Here is a 23,071-nt window from a genome sequence, read left to right as displayed (position 1 = left end):
ATGTCTGATTTAAGTGCACAAAAATGTGAAGCGTGTCGTGCGGATGCGCCAAAAGTGTCAGATGAAGAGTTAGCAGTATTAATTAAGCAGATCCCTGATTGGGTACCAGAAGTACGTGACGGTATCATGCAATTAGAAAGAGTTTATAAGTTCAAGAACTTCAAACAAGCACTTGAGTTTACAAATAAGGTGGGTGATATGGCTGAAGAAGAAGGTCACCATCCAGGTTTGTTAACTGAGTGGGGTAAAGTGACAGTGACTTGGTGGAGCCATTCAATTAAGGGCCTGCACAAGAATGACTTTATCTGTGCATCAAAAACTGACGAAGTTTTCGCTGCACTATAAGATTTTATTTCGGAATGTTAAGGGCGCCATGTGCGCCTTTTTTATTGTCAGTAAGAAATTAACGGTGCTAATTTCTTACTGTGTGATGGATCATAAGCTAGATGTGGCCGTGATTTCTGCATCGCTATTAAGGTTAGTGAGTTCATCAATGAGATCTAAAACCTCGGGTTCAACATAGTCGAAACCCTTATCTTGTTTCAAGGCAGTCTCAATGGTCTCTGCTAAGGCTTTTAACTTGGGCACACCCGTATAGCAACATGCGCCGTGAAATTTGTGAATTACTTTTAATAATAGTTCAGGATCTTCTTGTTCACTGGCTTCATTGAGGTGCTCTATGGTTTCAGGCACACTCTGTAATAACATATTGAGCATTTCGAGTGCTAAATGAGGTTTATTACCAGAGCGCTGTAAAGCCAGGCTCCAATCTAACAAGTGACTTTCAAAAGGCGCTACACTACTGACCATCTGTTCTTCTTTTTGTGCTCGCTCGACCGGCGAGGTTGCACTGTGATCACAGATGATTTGTTTGAGCATATCTTCATCAATGGGTTTGGTCATATATCCGCTAAACCCATCTTTGACCAACTGTTCCTTTTCTCCTGTGAGTGCATGAGCAGTGACAGCAATAATGGGGGTATCATCATTCATAGATGACTCTTTGATACTTTTACAGGCTGTTATCCCGTCCATGATTGGCATCTGGATATCCATAAATATCAAATCATATTTATGTGTTTTACAAAGCCCAACGGCCTGCGCACCGTTGTGGGCAGTTTCAATGGTCTCAACTTGCTCTTCTAGCAGGGTATAGAGCAACTTTAAGTTAGCGTCATTGTCGTCTGCAATGAGTACTTTAAGCGGCAAGTGGGTGGCGCTGTCTGTTTCGATGGAAAGATCTGGGTGGTCCAAACGATAAGGGGCGGCAAGCATTTCACACAGTTTTCTATGATGAAGTGGTTTACTAATACAAGCATCAGCCCCGCTGCCAATCAAAGATTCTCGCATGTTGTGGGAGATGGTGTTCACCATCAGGTATAAATAATCCGCTTTTTCTCTCGCTTGGCTAATATAGCCTTTGACTGTTTGCATATCATCAACGGTTGCCATATTACCTACAAGGCAAATGTCGTAACTAAACTCTTGTGCTAATGCGTTATAAAAGGCTTCGTCACTGTCACATACAGTTACCTGCATATGCCAGGTTTCAATTTGTGCAATGACTGCATTACGTGTGTGTTCTTGAGGCTCAAAATATAACACACGCTTGTTTTCGAGTGGCTTGCACGGTAAATCATCATTAAAGAGTCGATTTGGCAAGTTAAAGATGGCATTAAATGTAAAACAAGAGCCGCTGCCAAGTGCAGAGTTTAAAGTGATCCTGCCTTGCATGACTTCAACAATATGTTTAGTGATGATAAGACCCAGGCCTGTTCCTCCAAACTTGCGTGTGATACTGGTATCGGCTTGTGCAAAAGGGGTAAACAGCGTGTCTTGCTTTTCTTGCGCTATCCCCAAACCGGTGTCGCTGACAGAGACTAATAATGAGGTCTGAGAGTCACCTTTTAAGCGGTGGCTGATATCTACTTTAACCGAGCCTTTTTCAGTAAATTTAATTGCATTACTAATTAAGTTAATCAGTACTTGTTTGAAGCGTGTTGGATCTCCGACTAGGTTGTCAGGTACCTGCCGGTTGATAGCAATGGATAATTCTAGTTGTTTTTCATATGCGCTAGGTGCAAGCAAAGTCATCACTTCATTGACGGCATCTCGTAGTTGAAACTGTATGTTTTCCAGCTCCATTGCGCCCGCTTCTAACTTTGAGAAATCAAGAATGTCACTGATGATCGTAAGTAAGCTGTTTGCTGAAAGCTCTATGGTATCTAAGTAATCTTTTTGGTGCTTATTCAAAGGAGTCTTGTACAGTTGCCGAGTAAACCCAATAACCCCGTTGAGTGGCGTTCTAAGTTCGTGACTCATTTTAGCTAAGAAATCAGATTTAACACGGTTGGCGACTTGTGCCTCTTTTTTTGCAATATTTAACTGAATATTCTGCGTTTCATACTGCTCTAAGGTTTCTCGGTAGTCGCTGGTGGCTTGGTCGATGTGTTTTTGCATTTCATCTCTTTGCCCGACCATTTTTTCACTGATGGTGATTAAGCCTTGACGCATCATGTCAAACTCGCCTTGCATTTGCTCATTGACGCCAATGTCGGTTTTACCTTCGATGAGCTTGTCTGTAGCCAGCTGCAATTGAGAGAGGGGAGTAGAAAAGGTTCGGCTTAGGCGGGTTGAGAGAAAGATACTTAAAAACAATGCGGCAAGAATGATAGTGCCACTTAACAGCAGAGCCTTTTGCTGGCCAATGATGGCTTGGTCTTGACTGATCTCTACCATTAACACGGCAATTGTTTGTGCATGGGCATCCGTCCATGTTTCACCAATTCCATAATGTTTAACAGGTGCGAATATAATATAGTTATTGCGCAGCTTCTGCGCTTCAGTAGCATGCAACGCAGCTACGTTTCCGCGGTAATGTAAATCGTTAAATTCACTATGGTAATTACTCGTCATGATGAGCTGATTATGCAAATCAAAAACTGCAATACTGTTGACCAAAGCGGCATGTTGATTATGGGCTTTGGTAATAATGCTATGTAGTTTGGCTTTATCTTTAGAATCGAGAGGTTGCTCAACAGTCATGGCCAGTGAGTTAGCAATACTGGTGCCTTGCTGTTTGAGGATTTGTTCAAGCTCTACGTAGCGATTTATAGTAAAATAGCCCCCAAGTATTAAACCGATTAACACCGTCGGGATCAGGGTAAGCAATAAAACGCTATCGCGTAAGCTTAATTTAGACATATTGAGCGATATAAAACTTTGATAATTATGAACTCTAGAGTAGCGAGTTCATAGGTGTTTAGCAATGTATAAGGGGCGGTACATGGCACAAATTTTCCGTGCTAAAAAAACATCTGGTAAAGGTGAGGTGATGGAAGTGGGTATTGACTCACTCGATCATCAAGGGCGAGGTGTAGCAAAATACAAAGGTAAAGTTGGCTTTATTGAAGGCGCTTTACCTGGTGAGCGAGTCAAAGTCAGGGTATCTCAACAAAAAGCGAAACTTTTTGAGGGGACGGTTGATAAAGTGATCACGGCAAGTGAGCAGCGCGTTGATGCATTTTGCCCTCATTATCAGCAATGTGGCGGCTGTTCATTGCAACATTTAGACAAACCAGCGCAGCTTGGGCATAAGCAATTAGCGGTGGAAAAGTTGTTTTCTAAGTTCTCAGGTACTGATGCACTGCCATGGGCCAGCCCAATTGAAAGTGACGGGAGGCATTATCGTCGAGCTGCTCGCATTGCGACCTATTTTGATAAAAAAGAGAAAGTACTCAAGCTTGGCTTTCGAGCTGCAAAATCAAAGAAATTGGTCGATGTAGTTGATTGTGGCGTATTGACTCAAGTGTATCAATCGGTTTTTGTTGATCTCAGAGAGATATTAAATAGTGATTCACAGCTAAGAAGTGTTAGCCATATTCAATTATGTGAAGCTGATAACGCCCCGTACATTCTTTTGCGTCATACCAAAGCGATTGACGATACAATTAAACAAGGTGTACATACTCAGTTTGAGCAACGAGGGTGGCGAACTGTTTGGGATGATGGTAATGCGGATCCATATTATTCCGTGTTACCTGAATATCAAGTTAATGGTACTGAGTTTCAGTTTAGGCTGAATAACTTTATTCAAGTGAATGCTGCAGTTAACTCAGCCATGTTAGATCAAGCTTTGAGTTGGCTTGAGTTAACAGGGCAGGAAAAGGTCCTTGATCTGTTTTGTGGCATTGGTAATTTTTCATTATTGTTCGCAAAACAAGCTAAGCAAGTAATTGGTGTCGAGGGAGTGGCTTCTTCGGTTGCAATGGCGACGCAAAATGCGCACACTAACGAAATCGACAATGCACAGTTTTTCCAGTTTGATTTGACGCAAGAAATGGCTTCTGCACAGTGGTTTAGTCAAGAGCTAGACACTTTGGTATTAGACCCTTCTCGCACAGGCGCATACGACGTTTTAAAGCAATTGCCATTGGGGCAATTTAATCAAGTGCTCTATGTGTCATGCGATCCCGTTACTTTGGCTCGAGATAGCGCGTTAATTTTGCAGGCTGGATTTACTGTAAGCAAGGTTGCACTGATGGATATGTTCCCACACACCGGACATATTGAAACAATGGCGTTGTTCCAAAGGAGGTAGTCAATAATGGTAGCGACTCGCCAATCTCACCATACCACTTTGCCAGCAGATTTTGACGCGAGATTAGCGTTATTAAAGTTGTCAGAGGATAAAACCGATCGACTCAGTGAGGCATACGCTTTGTGCCCCGCAGAAACCAATGAAGATCTGTTAGAAAAAGCCATCGAGATGGTTGAGATCTTGGCTGAGCTGAATTTTGACTCAGAATCCCTCGCGGGGGCATTTTTAACCCCTTATTTTATTGCGCAGCAACTTGATATTGAAGCGGTTGAAAAAGCGCTTGGTGAAAACATCGCCCTGTTGCTCAAGGGCGTTGAGCAAATGGCGTCAATCAGTACCTTAGCTCATCAGAGCAAGGGCAATGTCCAAATTGATAAAATTCGTCGTATGCTATTGGCGATGGTAGAAGATGTACGCGCCGTGGTTATTAAGCTTGCGGAGCAAATTTGCTACCTCAGAAGTGTGAAAGATGCCTCTGAAGAAGAGCGTGTGGTTGCTGCAAAGACAACGGCTAATATTTTTGCCCCGCTTGCTAATCGTTTGGGGATTGGGCAATTAAAATGGGAGCTTGAAGATCTCTCGTTTCGTTATCTGCACCCAGATAGCTATAAAACCATTGCCAAAAAGCTTGCTGATAAACGCCTTGCAAGAGAAGCGTACATGAGCGACATGGTCTCAGCTGTGCAGCAAAAGTTGGCTGATGCTAATGTAAAAGCTGAGGTGTATGGTCGCCCAAAACACATCTTTAGTATTTATAAAAAGATGTCGCAAAAAAATTATGAGTTTGAGCAGTTATTTGATATCCGAGCTATGCGTATTGTGGTTGACCAATTGCAAGATTGTTACGCGGCACTCGGTATTGTGCATACCAACTGGCGCCATTTGAATAAAGAGTTCGATGATTATGTCGCAACGCCTAAACCCAATGGCTATCAGTCTATCCATACTGTTGTATTTGGGCCCGAAGGCAAGACAGTCGAAATCCAGATCCGTACTCATGATATGCATAAAGATGCTGAGATGGGAGTCGCAGCACACTGGATGTATAAAGAAGGTGCGTTGCCTGGACGCGGCTCGGGTTATGAGCAAAAAATTAGTTGGCTGAGAAAACTACTGCAATGGCAAGAAGAAGTGGTTGATGGTAGTGAGTTTGCCGAGGAACTCAAAAACCAAGTCGTGGAAGACCGCGTGTATGTGTTTACGCCACGTGGAGATATTTTTGATTTGCCACTGGGCTCAACACCGCTGGACTTTGCATATTATATTCACTCAAATGTCGGACATCGTTGCATTGGTGCTAAGGTCTTTGGCAAAATTGTCCCATTTACGTACAAGCTGTCGACAGGCGATCAAATAGAAATTTTAACGCAGAAGAACCCATCACCGAGTCGTGATTGGCTCAACCCGTCTTTGGGTTACATATACTCTTCGCGGGCGCGCAGCAAAATTCACCACTGGTTTAAGCAGCAAGACAGAGATAAAAATCTGCAAGCGGGTAAAGAAATTCTTGATAGTCACTTACAAAAGCTGGATATCAGTTACAAAGAATTAGAACCAGCCATTGAGCGCTTTAATTTTAAAGAATTAGATGACTTGATGGTGGCAATTGGTGCGGGCGATGTGCGTATCAATCAATTCTTAAACTTTATACAAGATAAGCCTGAGGCTGAGCCTAAGTTAAAGCTCAGTACACGCAAAAAACACAAAGGCGATAAAAACGGGATTGTGGTTGAAGGCGTGGGCAGCTTGCTGAGTCATGTTGCTAAATGTTGTCAGCCTGTACCGGGTGATGAGATCGTAGGCTACATTACGCAAGGCCGAGGGATCGCGGTACATCGTGCTGATTGTGATTCTTTTGCACATATTACACAGCAGCACCCTGAGCGTGAGATAGCCGTTAGTTGGTCTGAAGATGTGCAATCATTTTATGAGATAACCATCCGCATAGAAGCTAATGACAGACAGGGTCTTATTCGTGATATCAGTGCCATTTTAGCGAATGAAAAAGTCAATGTGCTTAATATGAATGTTCAAACACAGCATGAAAAAGGGGTTGCGATTTTTACTATGAAAATTGAAGTGGGCGATTTATCTGCGACGAACCGATTGCTAACTAAATTGCTGCAAACCGAAGGCGTGTTTGAAGCGAAGCGACAACATTGAGAGTAAACAATGAGTGAAAATATACATCGATTGCTAGAGATCATGGCCACGCTTCGCGACCCACAGAAAGGGTGTGATTGGGATAAGCAGCAAGACTTTAGCTCTATTGTACCTCATACGCTTGAAGAAGCGCACGAAGTGGCTGATGCCATTGAGCAGCAAGATTATGTAGCGCTTAAAGATGAAGTGGGAGATCTGCTATTTCAAGTGATCTTCTATGCTCAGCTCGGTAAAGAGGCAGGGCTATTTGATTTTGAGTCCATTGTCGCTGGGCTCAATGACAAGCTGGTTAGGCGCCATCCCCATGTCTTCAATAAAAAAGCGGCATTGACTGAGCAGGAGCTAGATGCACAGTGGGAAGCGATTAAACAGTCGGAGCGCAAAGAAAAGCCCGCGTTTGGTGCTGATGTGATCCAAAGCCTACCAGCACTCACACGTGCTAAAAAAATTCAAAAGCGTGCGGCATCATTAGGGTTTGATTGGCCAGACTATCATGGTGCGTTGGACAAGGTTGAAGAAGAGGTTGATGAAGTGAAAGAAGCCTTGGCGCATGATCCTTATTCTGAACACAGTGCTGAAGAGCTCGGTGATTTATTGTTTGCCACGGTGAATGTTATTCGTCATACGAAACGCGATCCTGAACAACTGTTACGCCAAGCGACACGAAAATTTAGCAATCGCTTTGTGCAAATTGGAGGGGTTTTGGCTAAACAAAACTTAACCTTGGAAGACGCAAGTTTGATGCAAATGGATGAGGCTTGGGAGTTGATAAAAAAGCGTGCAAAGTAAATCCGCTGCTTGAGTAGACAATTTTTGCTGGATTGCTAATCACGTTTTTGCTATACTATCGCCCCGTCTTGATTCTTATTTAAATTCCATTTTCCTTGATATTCTAGGGTTCGCATGAGTACAAAATTTATCTTCGTAACGGGCGGAGTTGTTTCCTCCTTGGGTAAAGGTATTGCAGCTGCATCATTAGCTGCGATCTTAGAGGCACGTGGCCTTAACGTGACTATTCTTAAGCTGGATCCTTATATCAATGTTGACCCGGGCACAATGAGCCCAATTCAGCATGGTGAAGTTTTCGTAACCGAAGACGGGGCGGAAACTGACCTAGACCTTGGTCATTATGAGCGTTTCATTCGCACCAAAATGACAAGCCGTAATAACTTTACGCAAGGTCGTGTATTCGAAGACGTGTTACGTCGTGAGCGTAAAGGTGAATACCTAGGCGCAACAATCCAAGTTATTCCTCATATCACCAATGATATTAAGCGTCGTGTTGTTGAAGGCGCTGAAGGCTACGACATTGCAATCGTAGAGATCGGTGGTACGGTTGGTGATATTGAATCACAGCCATTCCTTGAAGCAATTCGCCAGTTAGGCACAGAGCTTGGTCGTGAACACGCTTTGTTTATGCACCTAACATTAGTACCTTTCCTTGGCGCTGCAGGTGAAGTGAAAACTAAACCGACTCAGCACTCAGTGAAAGAACTACGTTCAATCGGTATCCAGCCTGATATTCTTGTTTGTCGTTCAAACTGTAAGCTGCCTGCAAATGAAAGAGCAAAAATTGCGCTTTTCACTAACGTAGAAGAAAAAGCGGTTATCTCTCTACAAGACGTAGATAGCATCTATAAGATCCCTGCGTTACTTAAGTCACAAGAGCTAGATAACCTAGTTTGTCGCCGTTTCTACTTAGAGTGTCCTGAAGCAGACCTATCTGAGTGGGAGCAGGTATTGTATCAAGAGTCTAACCCTACGGGTGAAGTGACGATTGGTATGGTGGGTAAGTACATTGAACTACCTGATGCATACAAATCAGTGAACGAAGCGTTAAAACATGCAGGTTTGAAAAACCGCGTGACGGTTAATATCGAGTACGTTGACTCTCAAGACATTGAAAGCAAAGGCACAGAGCTTCTTGATCACCTAGATGCGATCCTGGTCCCAGGTGGATTTGGTCACCGTGGTGTTGAAGGTAAGATCCTCGCTGCTAAATATGCACGTGAAAACAAAGTACCATATTTAGGCATTTGCTTGGGTATGCAAGTTGCGCTTATCGAATATGCACGCAATGTTGCAGGTCTTGAAAACGCAAACTCAACAGAGTTTGATGTAAACACGCCTAATCCAGTTGTTGGTTTGATCACTGAGTGGCTTGATGCAGACGGTAATGTTGAAACACGTACCGAACAGTCTGACTTAGGTGGCACAATGCGTCTTGGCGCTCAGCTTTGTCACTTAGCAGAAGGCTCAAAGGTTCGCGAAGTGTACGGTAACGCAGAAATTACTGAACGTCACCGTCACCGCTACGAAGTGAACAATAACTTTGTTGAGAAACTAGAGCAAGCTGGTTTGGCATTCACTGGTTTATCTGAAGATAAAAAGCTGGTGGAAATCATTGAGAACAAAGACCACCCTTGGTTTATTGCGGCTCAGTTCCACCCTGAGTTTACCTCTACCCCGCGTGATGGACACCCATTATTTGAAGGGTTTGTTGGTGCAGCATTCAGCTACCAAAAAGAAAACTCATAAAAGAAAAGCCGTGCACGAGTGCACGGCTTTTTTGTTTTAATACCTATGGTATTGCTATGCGACTGAAACACACAAACACGGTTGCATAGCAATGCGAATTAAGCAGAAATACAACACTCACCACTTTGGGAAAAGAGGAATCAAGATGTCAAAAATCGTAAAAGTGATTGGCCGTGAAGTTATGGACTCACGTGGTAACCCAACCGTTGAAGCCGATGTTCATTTAGACTCGGGTGCTTGGGGCCGCGCATGTGCACCATCAGGTGCGTCAACAGGAACTCGCGAAGCACTTGAATTACGTGATGGTGATAAGTCTCGTTACTTGGGTAAAGGTGTACTAACCGCAGTAAACTTCGTAAATAAAGAAATTGCACAAGCGTTAGAAGGCCAAAATGCACTAGAGCAACGTGCAGTTGACCAAATTATGCTTGACCTAGATGGTACAGAAAACAAAGAAAAGCTAGGTGCAAACGCAATTTTAGCAGTATCGCTTGCAACAGCTAAAGCAGCTGCGCAAGAGAAAGGCGTTGCTTTATATGAGCACATTGCGGACATCAACGGTACTGCAGGTCAATTCTCTATGCCAGTACCTATGATGAACATCATCAATGGTGGTGAGCATGCTGATAACAATGTTGATATTCAAGAGTTCATGGTTCAGCCGGTTGGCGCATCAAGTTTCCGTGAAGCACTACGTATGGGTGCCGAGATCTTCCACAGCTTGAAAAAAGTACTGAGCGCACGTGGCTTAAACACTGCGGTAGGTGATGAAGGTGGTTTTGCACCTGACCTTAAGTCAAACGAAGAAGCACTAGAAGTTATCGTAGAAGCGGTTGCAGCAGCAGGCTACGAAATGAACAAAGATGTAACGCTTGCTTTAGACTGCGCGTCTTCAGAATTCTACAAAGACGGCAAGTATGACTTAAGTGGTGAAGGTAAAGCATTCGATTCAGAAGGCTTTGCAGACTTCTTAGCAGACCTTGCTGCTCGTTACCCTATCGTATCTATCGAAGATGGTTTAGATGAGAGCGATTGGGATGGTTGGAAAATCCTAACGGATAAGATCGGCGACAAAGTACAGCTAGTAGGTGACGATTTATTCGTAACTAACACGAAGATCTTAAAGCGTGGTATCGATGAGCAAATCGGTAACTCTATTTTGATCAAGTTCAACCAAATCGGCTCACTCTCAGAGACACTTGATGCGATTAAGATGGCACAAGATGCTGGTTTTACAGCTGTTATCTCTCACCGTTCAGGTGAAACTGAAGATGCAACAATCGCAGATCTTGCTGTAGGTACTGCTGCGGGTCAAATCAAAACAGGTTCACTATGCCGTTCAGATCGTGTAGCCAAGTACAACCAGCTACTACGTATTGAAGAAGCACTAGGTGACAAAGCTGTTTACAAAGGTCGTTCAGAGATTAAAGGTCAGTAAACCAACACATTGTTTTAAATATATAAGCCACGCCTAAAAAAGGTTGTGGCTTTTTTTATTAGTCGAAAACTCTATAAATCACAGTTTTTAAGGCCCCCAGCTCCTTTACTACCAACTATCAGCTAAAAACAACCCCGGTCAATACAGTCCTATGCGAAATGGGGTTGAGTTTTATTCAATTAAGTGTGTAAAAAGTACTTTTATTAGGTACACTGCACTAGGAGAAACTATAATTAATATAAGGAATTAGTATTTATGAATAAAAAAATGCTCTCTATTTTAGCTGGTGTTTTGGGGGTTGCGGTAAGCTTTGGTGCGTCGGCAAGTAAATCTTGGTGTAGTGGTAAAGTGGTTAACCTGCAATTAGATAAGAATACTCGCTTATACGCGACCTTTTCAGGTACTGGTGATAAGCCATTGAGAGTGTCAGACGGTTCTCTGTGTTCGTTAAAAACTTCTCAGGGCGAGAATACTTTTTGCAAAGCACTGCATAGCCAACTGCTAGTTGCTTTGGCCACTCAACAGACAGTTACTTTGTGGTTTAACAATAATAACGGCCAATGCCCTACTGGTAGCTGGACCAACTTAGAAAGTAAAGGTTTCTACCACTTTAGATTAATGAAAGGGTAAAGCCCTTAACACAATTGCAGGCATGATCAGTAAGGTACATTGCTCATGGCTGCAATTAATACGAGAAATGATTTTTCAGTATGTTCTGTGTAAATTGCGTTTTTAAATAAAATCCTCGGGGTAATGTCTTAATAAGCCCGCCTTGTGGGCCAATTGCATCGGTCAGAGCTTTACTGTTTGCAGCCTTTGGCCTGATCTGCATTACCTCCCCGAGATGGCCAGATATTTCATCTACTCGACCTAGCGCTATTAATTCAATCTGTTCTTCCCAGTCACGCTGTAATTGCGCTTCTTGTGTCGCATTGGGCTGCCATAAAAACCCGCTTCCAATAGTTCTATCCACAGGTGCAATGTCTCGTTCAGCTAATATTGGCAGCCATAAAACGTGGTTAAGCTTTTTTTTAACGCTGGAGTTGTGCCAAGTTAATCCTGTTAGGTTAGTCAGAGGTACTACTGAAACATAGGTGGTCTCTAGTGGTTTACCGGTATAACTCAATGGTATAGTTTTTAGCTCAACACCGATATGTTCAAAATCAGGCACTGGTTTTGAACCTGCACTTGCACCTAATACATATTCAATGAGTTGACCAGGCCAGCCTTTTTCTCTGAGTAGGTCATCTGGGCTTTTAAAATGATATTGCTCAGCAAGTTCGCCAAGCGTTAATCCTGCGATAGCCTCGACTCGTTGAAGCAATTCTGGAATGGTTGTTGGTGGGGCAGGTTTTTTCATGGCATTGTATTTGTTGACTTTGATCTTCGTTTATTTTAACAGAATCCCCCTGTGATTGTGGATTAAGTTGGTTTGTGTGTTTTTTGTACTGTTTGTTGGTGTTGTTATTTTGCGCAATTAGATGGCGGGTGTGAATATTTTAAGTTTATGATTTAAAATGGTTTTTAGCCTGTTTTATATGTTTTTCTTATCACCTAATAAGCAATGATTTGGATAAATACAGATATATGAACAATATTATCCACAGTTTCTGTGGAGAAGTTAGTGTTTTAGAGCTGGTTCTGTGGATTTGTTTGTAAAATGGACTTATTTACTGAGAGTTATGCACAAGCTGTGAGTAACTTGAGTAAAAGCAGGAATAATATTTGCTGATGCCAGCCAGATATGGAACAATCAAATAAAATAGACATAAGAATGAGGCGCTAAGGTGATTGATGCCGAAGGATTTCGTGCCAATGTGGGAATTGTCATATGTAACAACCAAGGGCAAGTTTTTTGGGCAAGACGTTACGGCCAGCACTCTTGGCAGTTTCCCCAAGGGGGCGTGGATGAAGGTGAAACCCCTGAACAAACTATGTATCGAGAACTTCATGAAGAAGTTGGCTTGAGGCCAGAAGACGTAGAAATTGTTGCGAGTTCAAAACATTGGCTAAGATATAAGTTGCCTAAAAGGTTGATACGTAAAGACTCAAGTCCAGTATGTATAGGACAAAAACAAAAGTGGTTTTTACTTAAGCTTAGATGTAAAGATGAAGAGGTAAACTTGTTGAGAACGCATCATCCCGAGTTTGATGATTGGCGTTGGGTCAGTTATTGGTACCCTGTGAGACAAGTAGTTTCATTTAAAAGAGATGTATATAGAAGGGTAATGAAAGAGTTTGCTCCATTTGCTATGCCTTTCAATCGTAAAGAGCATAATCACAAAGAACACTGGCGAAGACGATAAATAGGATTTAAAAGTGCTAGCAACGTTAAGGTCAATTGCGCAATCTGTATCTCAACAAGATAATTTAAGTGACGCTTTAAACCTTTTCGTTGTGATGGTCAAAAATGCGATGCAAACGGACTGTTGTTCGATTTACTTTGCTGATTATAGCCAAGATAATTTTGTGTTAATGGCCAGTGATGGTCTCAACCCTGATGCTGTAGGACAATTTAGAATTGGTTTTACAGAAGGGCTGGTGGGACTGGTTGCACAGCGTGAAGAAACCATTAATATCGCTCAAGCTCAAATGCATCCGCGCTTTAAACACTCCCCAGAAGTAAAGGAAGAAGGGTATAATGCCTTTTTATCTGTGCCAGTTGTCCACCAGCGTAAAGTGCTGGGAGTAATCGTAGTCCAACAGAAAAACACCCGCGAATTCAGTAGCGATGAAGAGTCTTTCCTAATAACTTTATCTGCGCAACTGGCCTCTCAACTTGCTCATGTTGAATTGCAAACCTTGCTAAAACAGGACGCCAGCAATCATAAAACTTCAGTACTTAAAGGAGTGGCCAGTACCCCTGGTATCGCTATAGGTCAGGCATATGTTGTTCTGCCTAAGTTGAACTTTTCTAGTATCAAATCAAGCAGACACAATAATCTAAGTGAGCAAAAAAGGCTTTTCAAACAGGCTGTCGAGGCGACTAGAAATGAGTTTCATGTATTGGCCAATCGCCTATCGCTTACATTACCTAAAGAAGCTTTAGCTGTATTTGAAGTGTATCAACAGTTATTAGATGCGCGCAGCTTAGGGCTGCAAGTTACACAGGAATTAGAGCAAGGCTGGGATGCCAAATCTGCACTAAAACATGTGATAGAAGATTTAGTAAAGCAGTTTGAGGCGATGCAAGACCCTTATATCAAAGAGCGAGCTGTGGATGTAAACGACTTGGGTCTGCGTGTACTACATCATCTTGTAAGTACTGAGTCTGTTTCGAAGTCCTATCATGAACATACTATTTTGGTTGCAGAAACACTGACGCCAACCATGCTAGCTCAAGTCCCTAAGGAGAATTTAGTGGGTGTTGTGAGTGTGCATGGTTCGGCCAATTCACATGCTTCTATTTTGACTCGCGCGATGGGGATCCCCGCGATCTGGGGGATTGAAAATGTGCCTTTGCTACAATTTGAAGACAAGGAAATTATTCTTGATGCTTATGCAGGCAGAGTATACGTCTCACCGTCTAAAGTTTTGGCTGCAGAGTACGAGGCACTGCGGCAAAAAGAAAGCCAGTTACATGATAAGTTTGATGCCGAGCATGACTTACCACCAGTGACGCTTGATGGAGAAAGGATCAGCCTTTTACTTAATGCGGGACTTGATTTGTCGTCTGAGCATGTCAGCGCCAAATTTTGCGACGGTGTGGGGTTATATCGGACAGAATCATGGTTTATGCAACGAGGGCAGTTTCCATCCCAAGCTGAGCAGGAACAGTGTTATAGAGAGGTTTTATCTTTGTACCATCCAGAGCCTGTGGTGATGAGAACTTTAGATATTGGAGGCGATAAGGTACTAGATTACTTTGATATTGAGGAAGAAAACCCATTCTTGGGGTGGCGAGGTATACGGGTTACTTTGGATCATCCTGAATTATTCCTCGATCAATTAAAGGCCATGATTAAAGCCAACGCAGGTTTAGGTAATTTGCGTATTATGTTGCCTATGATCAGTCATACTGAAGAGGTCGACGAGGCGTTAGCACTCCTTGAACAAGCCTACTTTGAGTTGCAAGAAGAGTGGGCAGATCAATTCTATCAAATAGATAAACCTGAAGTTGGGGTCATGATTGAAGTCCCCTCCAGCATATTTTTATTACCAGAGTGGGCTGAGAAAGTCGATTTTTGCTCGGTTGGCAGTAATGACCTTACCCAATATCTGCTGGCAGTAGACAGAGCAAACTCTCGCGTTGCTAAGCTGTTTGAACCTTATCATCCAAGTGTACTAAGAGCATTAAACCGAATTGCTAGGGAATGCCAAGCGCTTGAATTACCCTTTAGTTTATGTGGTGAATTGGGCTCTGAACCTGAAGGGGCAATCTTATTGATTGCCATGGGGTATCGAAAATTGAGTATGAATATTTCGGCATTAAACAAGGTTAAGTGGGTACTGCGAAGACTAAAGGTGAAAGATATGGAAATGTTGCTTGGACAATGTTTGCAAGCTTCCAGTGCTATTCAAGTACATCGATATTTACGAGACTTTATTGTTGGACAAGGCTTGAGTGAAATCATTTACACTCAAAGCGGAGTTGACGATCTCTAATTGCACTAGCACCCAATAAGGAAAATAGGAACGTATCATCTGGGCGCAGAAGCTTAAAAAGTTCTATCCAGTATTTAGCAAGCAACGTCTACTTTTATGCTATACACAGATTTCCTTGGGAAAATTTAGCATTGGTAACCACTACACTGATAACCTGCGTAACTTAATATAAAAGCAATATGTGGTATTTGATGCTGCAAAAACATGACGTACTGAAAGTTAACTTTTGTTTTTAGGCTTTTAAGGTATGTTTACTTAACTGATTTATTTGGTATGGTACAGACTTCTTGGTTTTGAGCAGTGTTTAATGTCAAAGCCGCACAATATTTACCAGTAACAACAATTAAAAAGGTGTTTGTGTTCATATTGCATGTGATTACAGACAAAGTGTTATTTTATTGAGGGAAAGCGATGGCTTTGCAGTTTCCGGAAATCGATCCGATTATCTTTACAGTCGGGCCTCTAAGTGTCCGTTGGTACGGCCTTATGTACTTAATAGGCTTTGCATTTGCAATGTGGTGGGCAAATAAAGAAGCTGACAAACCTAATTCGGGGTGGACCAAAGATCAAGTTAGCGACTTACTTTTTTACGGTATGCTGGGCGTTATTCTGGGTGGCCGAATAGGTTACGTGCTGTTTTATAATTTCTCTTCCTTTTTATCCGATCCGCTCATGTTATTTAAAGTATGGGAAGGTGGCATGTCTTTCCATGGAGGGGCCCTCGGTGTGATAACAGCAATTTTCATTTTTGCATGGCGTACAAATAAATCTCCTTTGGCTGTCGGAGACTTTGTGGTGCCTATGGTACCTATTGGGTTGCTAGCTGGTCGAATTGGTAACTTCATTAATGGCGAGCTTTGGGGTCGTCAAACGGATGTGCCTTGGGCGGTTATATTTCCTGGTGTAAATGCAGGTGGAGTGCCTAGACACCCCTCACAGCTTTATGAAGCTTTCTTTGAAGGCCTTGTATTATTCTTAATTTTAGTTTGGTACCGAAAACAGCCTCGACCAGCAGGCAGCATCGCAGGCTTGTTTTTATTGGGGTACGGTGTCTTTAGGTTTGCCATCGAGTATTTCAGAGAGCCAGATGCGCATATTGGATTGCATGCAGGGATCATCTCTCAAGGCCAAATTCTATCTTTGCCAATGATCATCGGTGGCCTTGGGTTAATGATTTGGGCCCATCGCAGAGAAACGGTCAAAGCAGCTTAATTCATATAAACTATGTGTTTAGTGGAGTCCAATCTTCACTAAACATACACAATAATTTTATTAATGGTCATTTTAGCGTTATAGTAATCTCAATTACGCTAAATGAAGCTGAAACACTTGAACTACTCATCCACATCAAAGAAAACATACAGTGCCTTGCATTTATTGCTCGTTGCTATTGTATTTGTGATGTCAGTGTTTCAACCCGTTGCGCAAGCTCAGATGATCTGTGATCACGACATGCCGGCCGCAAAAGCAACGATGTCCATGCATTTACCTAGTCATGATGCCTCTCAAAACCATCATCAGCACAGTAATATGAATCATTCTATGCCGTCCCACCACGAAATGGATTGCTGTGAGACAGAGTGTGCGTGCCCTACAAGCTTATGTGCGCCTTTTTCTCTTTTTATGAGTGAACCCTCCGTATTTACCACGTTTAAACAGGTAACAGAAAAGCCTTTATCAGCCTATTCCGGCTCACCTAACCAGTTAATTTACACTGTCTATAAACCCCCCATTCTGGCTTAACTCTAGGGTTAATGTGCCCAAAAAATAGCTTTTTAATAGTCAGCTATTCCGCTGTATTGCGCTTTATGTTTCAAAAAGTATTTTCAATTACTTTTGAAATATCAGCGATGGCATTTTTCAAATAAAAATGAGTTCCAGAATGTTTAAATTTAAGTTTGTCACGTACGTGTTATTCATTGTTGCCATATGCAACTTTCATAATGCAGCTCAAGCACAACACAATGTTGAGCAACCACGACTCAAGGTATACAAAACGCCGACATGTGGGTGTTGTATTAAATGGTTAAGTCATTTGTCTCAGCAAGGTATCGCCCATCAAGTTTATGACTTGCCTGATTTAGGTGGAGTGAAGAGTCAATTAAACATTAAGCCTCGTTATCAGTCTTGCCATACTGGTGTGAGTGATGGTGGTTATGTGTTTGAGGGCCATGTACCGGCTAAATTCATCAAGCAATTTTTAGCAGCACCGGTGAAAGGCGCTATTGGTTTATCTGTGCCTGCTATGCCACTTGGATCACCGGGTATGGAAGTCGGTCAACGTTTTCACCCGTATCAAATATTGGTGTTGATGGCTGATGGCAGTAGTCAAGTATTTACTGAAATAAGTACATATAAGGAGCAGTTTTAATGTGCTTTTCAATTATTCAATTAACGACTGCTGGCGTCTCTAATAATTTTCAGCCAGATGAAGTAATGCCTGTGATGAATGGGAGAAAAATAGTATGAGTACACCAGTTGTAAAAATAATAATGGCGCTGACAGTAGGCATTGTGATTGGCGCAGGTGTTGTTGCATTGCGCGATAGTCATCATACGATGGTTGATATTCAGAAAAGCGACGCGGATGAAAAAAAGCCGCTTTACTGGGTTGCTCCAATGGATGCGAATTACCGTCGCGATCAACCCGGTAAATCGCCAATGGGCATGGACCTTGTTCCCGTTTATGAAGAGTCTCAAGGAGAAAACAAATTTGGACCTGGGGTGGTAAAAATCTCTCCTCATGTGGTTAATAATCTTGGAGTTAGAACGGGCAAAGTGACATTAGGCGCATTACAGCAAGATATTAATACTGTGGGTTATGTGCAATATGATGAACATAGGTTAGTTCACATTCACCCTCGTGTAGATGGCTGGGTAGATAATCTATATGTGAAGGCTGTTGGTGATGAGGTTGAGCAAGGGCAGGCTCTTTATGATTTGTACTCACCTGAGTTGGTTAATGCGCAAAAAGAAATGTTGGTTGCGCTGAATCAAGCTGACAAGCAATTGATAGATGCTGCACGCAAGCGCCTACGTGCCCTTAAAATATCGACTGACTTTATTGAGCAATTAATAAAAACTAAACAAGTACGTCAAACAGTCACCTTTTATACACCACAATCAGGGGTTGTTAAAAACCTTAAGATCCGTGAAGGCTACTATGTGCAGCCAGGAACAACCATGATGAGCATAGGGCAGCTAGATCATGTTTGGGTAGAGGCGGCAGTATTTGAACGTGAAGCAAGTCTTATTGAAGCCGGGTTGCCCGTTGTGATGACGTTAGACTATATGCCTAGCAGAACGTGGCATGGTCAGGTCGATTACGTGTACCCTAACTTGGATGGAGAAAGCCGTACTTTACGCGTGCGAATCAAATTTGAGAATACGGATAAAGCCCTCAAGCCTAATATGTTTGCCCGGATCCTGATTAAACCTAAAAACACCAAAAATACAATTCTGGTACCAAAAGAATCTGTGATCAGAACCGGCTTACAAAATCGAGTGGTATTAGCATTGGGAGAAGGACAGTTTAAGTCAGTTGGGGTCGAAATTGGCCACATCGATGAAACGCATATTGAGATTATATCCGGATTAAGCGAAGGTGAAACTGTAGTGACTTCCGCGCAGTTTTTGATTGATTCGGAGTCGAGTAAAAGCTCTGACTTTAAGCGTATAACACTCGATGAAAAGCCAACATCAGTATGGATGCAAGGGAATGTGCACAGCGTACATGAACAGAGTCGAAAGATCAATGTAACACATGGGCCTGTTGCAGCGTGGAGTTGGCCTGAGATGACGATGGACTTTGATGTTGCACAAGCGGTCGATATCGAGGAATTAAAAGCGGGACAAACACTACATTTTGAAGTGACTCAGCTTGAGTCGGGCCGCTATCAAGTGACGGAAATACATATTATGTCTGAGCCTACAATTCCGACAGCGACCGTCAAAGGTGTGATTAATCATATTTCTCGCCGTGACCGCACGCTAAACATCACTCGTGAAGCGATAGAGAAGTGGAACAGAGCTGCTGCAACCATGGATTTTTTGGTGGATGAATCACTGCCACTAGCAGATTTTAAAGTTGCTCAGGAAATCACGTTTACTTTTGAGGTCAGAGACGACTTAGTCATCGTTGACATAAAAGGCCTTAACAGTAGTGAGCATAATACTCATGCTGGTCATTGATAGGAGTTTGATGTGATTGAATCAATTATCAAGTGGTCGGTGAGTAATCGATTTTTGGTGCTGTTACTGACGATTATTTTGACTTTTGGTGGCGTTTATTCGTTAAAACAAACCCCTGTAGATGCCATTCCAGATTTATCTGATGTACAGGTAATTATAAAGACGAGTTACCCCGGACAAGCGCCACAAGTTGTGCAAGATCAAGTCACTTTTCCATTGAGCACCGCTATGCTATCAGTGCCTGGTGCAAAGACAGTGCGTGGTTTTTCTTTTTTTGGAGACTCTTACGTCTACATAGTTTTTGATGATGATACAGATATGTATTGGGCACGCAGTCGCGTACTCGAGTATTTGAATCAGGCTGCCAGTGACCTACCTAGTTCTGCAAAACCGCAGCTTGGGCCGGACGCAACTGGGGTTGGTTGGATCTATATCTATGCATTGACAGATAAAACGGGCCGCCATGACTTGAGCCAGCTACGAAGTATTCAAGATTGGTTTTTAAAATATGAGTTACAGACGGTATCAGGCGTGTCTGAAGTCGCCACTGTCGGTGGCATGGTAAAACAGTATCAGGTAGAAGTTGACCCTGACAAACTGAGAGCTTATGGGATCCCATTAAGCTTGATTGAAATTGCTTTGAAGCAAGGCAATCAAGAGATGGGAGCCTCAGTAATTGAAATGGCTGAAGCCGAATATATGGTAACGGCGACAGGTTACATAGATGCGCTTGCTGATATTGAGCAGATCCCTCTTGGAGTGAGTGAAAGTGGCACGCTTTTGACCATTGCCAATGTGGCTGATGTGCGTTTGGGGCCACAAATGCGCCGTGGCATTGCTGAACTCAACGGTGAAGGGGAAGTGGTCGGCGGTATTGTGGTGATGCGCTCCGGCGAAAATGCGCAGGCGACCATTGAAGGAGTGAAGGAGAAGCTCGCTTCTCTCGAGTCATCTTTACCTAGGGGGGTTGAAGTTGTGCCTGTGTATGATCGCTCTCAATTAATCGAAGCGGCGGTAGAAAACTTATGGCAAAAGTTGGCCGAGGAACTGTTGGTTGTTGCAGTGATTTGCGTGGCCTTTTTATTTCATTTGAGGTCTTCAGCAGTGGCAGTGGTTTCATTGCCACTTGGTATATTAGCGTCATTCATTATCATGCATTTGCAGGGCATTAATGCCAATATTATGTCCTTAGGAGGCATTGCAATAGCCATTGGTGCTATGACAGATGGCGCGATCGTGATGATTGAAAATATGCACAAGCATATGGAAAAAACGCCACTAACAGATGAGAACCGCTGGGAAATTGTCACTAAGGCGGCTTGTGAAGTGGGCCCCGCATTATTTTTCAGCTTACTGATCATTACCGTATCATTTTTACCTGTGTTTATCTTAGAAGCGCAAGAAGGCCGGATGTTTGAGCCACTGGCGTATACTAAGACCTATGCGATGGCCGCATCTGCGGGCTTGGCCATTACGCTTGTGCCTGTATTGATGGGGTACTTCATTCGCGGAAAAGTACTTTCGGAGAGCAAAAACCCGTTAAACCGAGTTTTAATAGCAGTATACATGCCAGTGCTTAAGCAAGTGATGCGCTTTCCTAAAAGTACGATTGCATTGGCTGTGCTTGTCACGGTTGCTGGCTTTTATCCTGTGAATAAGATTGGTAGTGAATTTATGCCGCCCTTGGATGAAGGCGATTTGATGTACATGCCGACCACGTACCCAGGCATTTCTATTGCTAAAGCCCGTGAACTTTTACAGCAAACTGATAAACTCATTCGCACAGTCCCAGAAGTTGACAATGTTTTTGGTAAAGTTGGACGCGCAGAAACCGCAACGGATCCTGCGCCATTGACAATGATCGAAACCTTCATTCAATTAAAGCCAAAGTCTCAATGGCGAGAGGGTGTAACAACAGAAAGCTTAAAATCGGAGTTGGACAGTTTGGTTAAGTTTCCCGGTTTAACTAATGCTTGGGTAATGCCGATAAAAACGCGCATAGACATGTTGGCAACGGGGATCAAAACGCCTGTGGGCATCAAGGTTGCAGGTCCTGACTTGGACGTTATTCAGCAGATTGGTCAGCAAATTGAGGCAATTTTACCTGCATTAGAGGGAACGGCGTCCGTTTATTCTGAGCGGGTCGCCGGAGGCCGTTATATTAAAGTCGACATTTCTCGTGTACAAGCCAGTCGCTTTGGGTTAAATATTGCGGATGTTCAGCAGGTGGTAGCCAGTGCCATTGGTGGGAAAACCATTACTCAATCTATAGAAGGACAAGAGCGATACCCTGTGAATATTCGCTATCCTCAGCATCACAGAAACTCCCCTGAATCGTTAGCTAAGTTGCCTTTGGTGACGCCATTAGGCGCACAAATCTCACTCGGTGATGTTGCACATATTTATATTGATACTGGGCCCGCAAGCATCAAAAGCGAAAATGCGCGGCTTAATGGTTGGACATACATTGATATAGAAGGTGTTGATGTTGGCTCTTATGTGAATAATGCAAAAGTATTCTTAGCAGAAGAGTTGGACTTGCCTTCTGGCTATTCTATCTCTTGGGCTGGTCAATACGAATATATGCAAAGGGCGCAAGAGAAATTATCTTATGTATTGCCTTTAACGTTGGCAATCATTGTTATTTTGCTATATCTGAATTTCAGAGCCATGACAGAAGTTTTGATGATTATGGTGACACTCCCTATGGCCATGATTGGTGGGATATGGCTGATGTACTTAGAAGGATTCAACTTTTCTGTTGCGGTTGGCGTAGGGTTCATAGCGTTGGCAGGTGTAGCAGTGGAAATTGGGGTAATAATGCTGGTGTATTTAAACCAAGCACTCCACTCTCTCAAAGAGCGGGCTTCGCATACAGGCGCTTCAATTTCTCTCGAAGAGTATCAAAGTGCTCTACTTCATGGTGCTGGTCTCAGAGTGAGGCCCGTTATGATGACAGTGACGACCATTATTGTCGGATTGCTACCGATTTTATACGGTACTGGTGCAGGCTCTGAAGTGATGAGTCGAATTGCAGCGCCTTTGGTTGGTGGCATGACGAGTGCTGTGGTGCTGACATTGATTGTGTTACCTGCAATTTATAGTCTATTGAAACGAAAAGAGTTAGATCAGTTTAATAGAGCATTTGAATAAATTGTTCATCTATTATGGGTCTGGAGGCATTGTGTAAAAAGTAGTGTTATAGCACATTGAAGTACGGCTTTTATGTGCTCTAAAGTGCCTTTGCATTTTTGGTATTAATTAAAGAGGGTTAGTTAAACCTTTCGAGAGATTTTACATTAGTAGGTTGCGCTAAAAGTAGCGCAACCTCACGCGTTTTTGGCACTAGGTGTTGTTAATTAATCTTCCACCGGTTTTGGCATTGGGACAACCATGCCGCCACCACGACCACCAGCGACTGTTTTTATTTCTGCTAAAGTTAATTGTTTTTTCATAAGTCCTTCTCTTTTTTTTGGGTGTTTTTTGTACGGTAACAGGCGTGTTTAAATCTTTCAAGGGGCAGCTATGAAGACAATG

16 protein-coding genes are annotated in these 23,071 nt (G+C 42.8%); 14 read left to right on the top strand and 2 right to left on the bottom strand.

Annotated features, from left to right (window positions below; all coding sequences use genetic code 11):
* A complete protein-coding gene (locus S4054249_RS16830; RefSeq protein WP_046356547.1) occupies positions 1 to 345 on the top strand; it encodes a 4a-hydroxytetrahydrobiopterin dehydratase in 345 nt (114 codons plus the stop codon).
* A gap of 90 nt (positions 346 to 435) precedes the next feature.
* Here the strand turns inward: S4054249_RS16830 and barA are convergent, their stop codons facing one another.
* Positions 436 to 3,204, bottom strand: coding sequence for a two-component sensor histidine kinase BarA (gene barA, locus S4054249_RS16825; RefSeq protein WP_046356546.1), 2,769 nt, complete (start codon positions 3,202 to 3,204; stop codon positions 436 to 438).
* Positions 3,205 to 3,286: 82 nt separating this feature from the next.
* Between barA and rlmD the strand changes: the two genes are divergently transcribed.
* From rlmD to S4054249_RS16795, 6 genes are all read left to right on the top strand, one after another.
* Positions 3,287 to 4,600, top strand: a complete 1,314-nt coding sequence (gene rlmD / locus S4054249_RS16820; protein WP_046356545.1) for a 23S rRNA (uracil(1939)-C(5))-methyltransferase RlmD — start codon at positions 3,287 to 3,289, stop codon at positions 4,598 to 4,600.
* A 6-nt stretch (positions 4,601 to 4,606) separates the two neighbouring features.
* Positions 4,607 to 6,763, top strand: coding sequence for a GTP diphosphokinase (gene relA / locus S4054249_RS16815; RefSeq protein WP_046356544.1), 2,157 nt, complete (start codon positions 4,607 to 4,609; stop codon positions 6,761 to 6,763).
* 9 nt (positions 6,764 to 6,772) lie between these two features.
* Entirely contained in the window at positions 6,773 to 7,552 is a 780-nt protein-coding gene (gene mazG, locus S4054249_RS16810) for a nucleoside triphosphate pyrophosphohydrolase (protein WP_046356543.1), read from the top strand.
* Between the two features lie 114 nt (positions 7,553 to 7,666).
* Positions 7,667 to 9,301: a CTP synthase gene (locus tag S4054249_RS16805; RefSeq protein ID WP_046356542.1), complete on the top strand. Its 1,635-nt coding sequence runs from the start codon at positions 7,667 to 7,669 to the stop codon at positions 9,299 to 9,301.
* A gap of 145 nt (positions 9,302 to 9,446) precedes the next feature.
* A complete protein-coding gene (gene eno, locus S4054249_RS16800) occupies positions 9,447 to 10,739 on the top strand; it encodes a phosphopyruvate hydratase (RefSeq protein ID WP_039608512.1) in 1,293 nt (430 codons plus the stop codon).
* A gap of 255 nt (positions 10,740 to 10,994) precedes the next feature.
* A complete protein-coding gene (locus tag S4054249_RS16795) occupies positions 10,995 to 11,369 on the top strand; it encodes a hypothetical protein (protein ID WP_046356541.1) in 375 nt (124 codons plus the stop codon).
* 55 nt (positions 11,370 to 11,424) lie between these two features.
* On the opposite strand, the gene mutH is transcribed toward S4054249_RS16795, so the two are convergent.
* Positions 11,425 to 12,099: a DNA mismatch repair endonuclease MutH gene (mutH, locus tag S4054249_RS16790; RefSeq protein WP_046356540.1), complete on the bottom strand. Its 675-nt coding sequence runs from the start codon at positions 12,097 to 12,099 to the stop codon at positions 11,425 to 11,427.
* Positions 12,100 to 12,526: 427 nt separating this feature from the next.
* Between mutH and rppH the strand changes: the two genes are divergently transcribed.
* The 7 genes from rppH to S4054249_RS16760 all read left to right on the top strand — a co-directional run bounded on the left by rppH (position 12,527) and on the right by S4054249_RS16760 (position 22,687).
* A complete protein-coding gene (gene rppH, locus S4054249_RS16785) occupies positions 12,527 to 13,045 on the top strand; it encodes an RNA pyrophosphohydrolase (RefSeq protein WP_046356539.1) in 519 nt (172 codons plus the stop codon).
* Between the two features lie 13 nt (positions 13,046 to 13,058).
* Positions 13,059 to 15,344 carry a phosphoenolpyruvate--protein phosphotransferase gene (ptsP, locus tag S4054249_RS16780; protein WP_046356538.1) on the top strand — a complete coding sequence of 762 codons (2,286 nt, stop codon included), beginning with the start codon at positions 13,059 to 13,061 and terminating at the stop codon, positions 15,342 to 15,344.
* A 411-nt stretch (positions 15,345 to 15,755) separates the two neighbouring features.
* Positions 15,756 to 16,556 carry a prolipoprotein diacylglyceryl transferase gene (gene lgt, locus S4054249_RS16775; RefSeq protein ID WP_046356537.1) on the top strand — a complete coding sequence of 267 codons (801 nt, stop codon included), beginning with the start codon at positions 15,756 to 15,758 and terminating at the stop codon, positions 16,554 to 16,556.
* 102 nt (positions 16,557 to 16,658) lie between these two features.
* Complete coding sequence (locus S4054249_RS26345; RefSeq protein WP_063881439.1) at positions 16,659 to 17,087, top strand: hypothetical protein; 429 nt, start codon at positions 16,659 to 16,661, stop codon at positions 17,085 to 17,087.
* 139 nt (positions 17,088 to 17,226) lie between these two features.
* On the top strand, positions 17,227 to 17,715 hold the full coding sequence (locus S4054249_RS16770) for a DUF411 domain-containing protein (RefSeq protein ID WP_080928369.1): 489 nt from the start codon (positions 17,227 to 17,229) through the stop codon (positions 17,713 to 17,715).
* 94 nt (positions 17,716 to 17,809) lie between these two features.
* Entirely contained in the window at positions 17,810 to 19,534 is a 1,725-nt protein-coding gene (locus S4054249_RS16765) for an efflux RND transporter periplasmic adaptor subunit (RefSeq protein ID WP_046356535.1), read from the top strand.
* Positions 19,535 to 19,546: 12 nt separating this feature from the next.
* Positions 19,547 to 22,687, top strand: a complete 3,141-nt coding sequence (locus S4054249_RS16760) for an efflux RND transporter permease subunit (protein ID WP_046356534.1) — start codon at positions 19,547 to 19,549, stop codon at positions 22,685 to 22,687.
* Positions 22,688 to 23,071 lie beyond the last annotated feature (384 nt).

The sequence above is a fragment of the Pseudoalteromonas luteoviolacea genome, assembly GCF_001750165.1.
Taxonomy (GTDB): Bacteria; Pseudomonadota; Gammaproteobacteria; order Enterobacterales; family Alteromonadaceae; genus Pseudoalteromonas; species Pseudoalteromonas luteoviolacea_G.
This window is presented reverse-complemented; position numbering and strand designations above follow the sequence as displayed.